The organism is Streptomyces panacea (assembly GCF_040560175.1).
Taxonomy (GTDB): domain Bacteria; phylum Actinomycetota; class Actinomycetes; order Streptomycetales; family Streptomycetaceae; genus Streptomyces; species Streptomyces panacea.
The window spans coordinates 1-4092 of record NZ_JARJHW010000320.1; the positions used below are offsets into that span (position 1 = coordinate 1).

The following is a 4092-nucleotide window of genomic DNA, read 5'->3' on the forward strand; positions in this document are numbered from 1 at the left end:
GTCGAGGAGGTTCGCCGTCGCCCGCTGGACGCGCGGGTCGACATGGCCGGGTCTGTCCAGCGCGGGCGACCACGCGAAGGTCCCCGAGGCGAAGACGAGGGCGCCGGAGGGGGCCCGGTAGAGCGAAGTCTCCTGGTGGCGAAGGGTGTTGTCGCCGTCCCGGTACGGCGAGTGGGCCAGCAGCATCCGCTCGTCGTGCTCGGGCAGCGCCGTACGCGGGAAGTAGCGGTCGGCCTCACCCGCGACCAGGCCGGGGAGCTCGTCGCCCTCGGAGGCGCCGGTGGCGTCCCAGAACCAGTGCTCCGCGTTCCGTACGACCATCGGGTGCGGCTCGGGGACCCGGCCCACGTACTGGATCCCGAGCAGCTGCTGCTCCGGTCTGTCGACCTCCCGCCAGAGGGCCGGGCGGCCGGGGCCGTGGCGCTTGCGGCAGGTGAGGAGGCGGTCGGGGACGCCGGAGGGCGACGGGCCCAGCTCGACCTGCCAGTACATGGTGTTGGCGGAGAGGAAGACGAGTGAGGTGCCGTGCTCGCGCGCCCGCTCGACGGTGCGGCGCATGGGGAGCGACCAGTACTCGTCGTGCCCGGGGAAGACCAGCCCCCGGTAGCGGGTCGGGTCGATCAGGCCGGCGTGCAGGTCGCGGGCGTCCGCGTAGGCGATGTCGTAGCCGTAGCGCTCGGCCCAGCGGATGAAGTCGTAGGCGTGGCCGACGTGGATGGGCAGGCCCGCGCCCGCGTACGGACGGTCGAAGGAGACGGTGATCGCCGCGTCCTCCTCACCGAGGAGCCGGCCCTGCTCGTCCCAGGCGTGGTAGAGGCTGGCGCCGAGATGGCCGTCCTCCGGGTAGAGGTTGTACGCCTGCCAGGTGATGTCGGGGAGCAGGAGGAGCAGGTCGGCGGGGTGGCTGTCGCGGACCGTGAAGGGGATGTGGGAGCGGTAGCCGTCGGTGGTGGTGAGGACGGCGACGTACGCGCCCAGGGACCAGTACGAAGGGATCTGGAGGCGCCAGGACAGCCACCAGTGGTGGCAGGAGACCGTGCGCTCGGCGGCGAGCGGGGCGGGCTGGACGATGCCGGAGAGACGGGGGCTGGTGGTGATCTTGCGCGCGCCCTCGCCGCCGTAGTGCCCGATCCGGTAGACGTCCACGGAGAACGGCTGGGGCGGATCGACGGTGATGTGGAAGTCGATCGACTCGCCGGGCGCGGCGGCTCCGGCGGACGCGAAGCCCTTGATCTGGCGGTGGACGTCGTCGGCGGTATGGGGGCCGCCGCGGTCGCGCCCGAGCGTCGGGTCCGCGTACCAGGGCACGACGTGGCCCGTGTCGTCGACGTAGTTCTCGCTGCCGCGCAGCCAGGGCACCGGTCCCTGGCCGAAGGGATCGGAGACGGCGTGGGCGAGCGCGCCCGATTCCCACCGCTGGATGTGATCGGCGCACATTGGCGCGCCCCTCCCTGGAAACCCCGTGCAAGTGTTGGTGGTTGGTCGACTGCCGGTGGGCGGGCCGCCGTTGGGGCGGACCGTGTCAGCGTCGACCTCCAGCACATCACATAACGCACGCGCTCCGTCACCGTTCGTCGCGAATGGGAGTGAACGGGAGTGGCGGGAAGCGGTGGGAAGTGGGGGGAAGCGGGCGGAACGTCCTTCTCCGGACGGGGGGTTGGGCTGGGTTGCGCTGGGTTGCGCGCCGGGCGCCGATGACGCGCGGGGCGGCGTCGGGGGCGGTTCGGCCAGACGGTTCGGTGAGGCTGTTGGCGGGCTGCCGGCGGGACATCGCCCAAGGGCTGCCCAGTAAATCCCCGGTGGATCGGCGCGCGGCGCCAGATGCGGTGCGTCGCGAGGCGGAGGGTGGCCCCCGTACCGGGCGTATCCGGGCGATCCGACAACGCGGCGAGGTGGTGTCGCTGCCGTCGTGCGCCCGCCGGGGGTTACGGGGCAGCCCATAGGGCCCCGCGTCGGGCGGCGGGCGGCTCTCGCGCCACGTCCCTCCCGCGCCTTCCGCCGGGTCGGCCGTGACCGACCTCACACGACCTCACACCAGACGGACCGGCTTCTCCGGCCGTACGCCCGTCGAGGCCAGCCACATCCGCAGCGGCTCCCCGTCGCCGTCCTCCACCAGGCTCAGCACCCCGCCCGCCAGGTCCGTGCGGCGCTTGCCGTCCATGAGGAGAGCCGGGCCGTCGAGCCAGTCGAGCCCCGGGGCCGCGCCCGCCGTGTCCACGGCGGCGCAGCAGACCATCGCGGTGACGTGGTCGGCGAGCAGCTCACGGCCCGTACGCGGCGGCATGAGCGGGAACAGCGGCAGCGGGTCCGTCCCACGGAGGGCCAGGGCGTCGCCCGCGGTGCCCGGCGCGGTCGTGGGCGCGGGCGGTACGACCTCGGCCTCCTCGCGCGCCACCTCGGCGCTGATCCCGGCGGCCAGGGTGTCGCCCGCCTCCTCGCCCCGTCCGGCGAGATGGTCCATGACGCGGGCCAGTGTGGGTCCGGGCACGGCGTCGGACGTCGGGTCGCCCGGCCGCGCGGAGCGGCGTACGCCCATGTCGTCCAGGACGCGGTGCAGCCTGGCCGCTTCCGTACGCCACTTACGGTCGACGACCTCTTCCGGATACTGCTGCCAGTCGACCGGGGACCAGTCGGGGCCCGACGTGGCCGGGCCGCCGTGGAAGAGGCGCGCGGCCAGCAGGGACGCGGCCTCGTCGACTGTGCCGGGCTCTTCGAGCAGGTCACAGGCGGGACGCTCGCCGAGCCGGGAGGTGAAACCCTCGGCCAGCCGGTCGCGCCGCGACAGCTCGGTCAGCGCCGATACGACTCCGACGTCGAGCCGGGACGGCCAGCGGCCCATCCGCCAGGCGGGCAGAGCGACGCGGGTCAGCAGCCGGTCCCAGCCGGCGTAGGCGAGGCCCACCTGCTCCTGGGCGACGATCCGCAGGCCGTAGTCGACTCCCTGCGCCCGCTCGGACGCGGCGGACGCGACACCGCGCTCCATCAGGGCGGCGTGCTCGGCGCAGGCGCGCAGCATCAGGCGGGCGATCCGGCCGACGAGGCCGAGCGCGGCGCGGCGTATCAGCCCCAGGTCCTGGCGGCCCGGGAGGGCCACCGCGGCGTCCAGGCCCCGCACGAAGCGGCGGGCGGCGGCTATGTCGGGGTGCGACGCCGGTCCCGTACCGGCCACGACCGGGGCCAGCACGGCGCGCAGCTCGGCGACGCGCATCCACCACAGGAAGGGGGAGCCGATCACGAGGACGGGCGCGGCAGCGGCGGCCCCGCGACGGGAGGGGGCGCCGCGGCGGAATGGGGCGCCCGGTTCATTCGGGCCCGTCGCCGCGCCGTCGCTCGGTGCGCCGACGAGGGCGTGCGCGGGATGCGTACGGTCCTCCAGCCAGCTGTCGCAGTCCGGTGTCAGCGCTATGGACGAGGGCGCGGGCACGTTCAGCCGGTCGGCCAGATCCCGCACCAGGCGGTACAGGTCGGGGGCGGACCGCTCGGCGATCTCCACGGTGGGGCTGAGGGCTGGTCTGGCCCTGGCGATCACGGCGGCGACGCCCACCGCGCACAGCAGCACCACCACGGCGACACCGGCCACGACCCAGCGCGCGGTGTCCCAACTCCCGCCGGTGAGACGGCCCGTGACACCCCCCGCGAGCAGGACGACCGCCGCGGCCGCGGGCAGCAGAGCGACGGCCGCCGCTCTGCCGCGCACGCGCAGCACAGCGAGAGCCCGGGACCTGGCGCCCTGGGCGCCGATCTCCTCACCGACACCGGAACCGGACACGTCCGGATCTCACCCCCTCTGCCAGCACTGCGGCGGATTTGCTCACTCCCCCACTGTGGCACCCGCCACTGACATCGCAATGCCTGTGGGCCAAGTGCCCGAACGCTTGCGCCGCACCATAGTTGGGGCCCCGGCGAGGGTCATCCGGATGGCTTAACCGTCACTCGATGGAATGGCTTTGGTCAAAGGTGCTGACGGTGCTGATGTTTTGGAGTGCGGCTTCTGGGACGAGGAAGGTGGCGGCGCCGAGCCGCACGGAAGAGTCCCCGTCCGACCAGGTCGGACGGGGGCCGGGGTCAGGGCCGGGGCTGTCTCTTATACAC

General features: G+C 73.8%; 2 protein-coding genes. Both read right to left on the reverse strand.

Annotated elements, in window-relative coordinates:
• Positions 1 to 1437 (reverse strand): N,N-dimethylformamidase beta subunit family domain-containing protein (locus P3L51_RS35355; protein ID WP_354609463.1); only part of this gene is annotated, 1437 nt, incomplete at its 3' end.
• A 592-nt stretch (positions 1438 to 2029) separates the two neighbouring features.
• Positions 2030 to 3769, reverse strand: a complete 1740-nt coding sequence (locus tag P3L51_RS35360) for a hypothetical protein (RefSeq protein ID WP_354609464.1) — start codon at positions 3767 to 3769, stop codon at positions 2030 to 2032.
• Between the last annotated feature and the right edge of the window lie 323 nt (positions 3770 to 4092).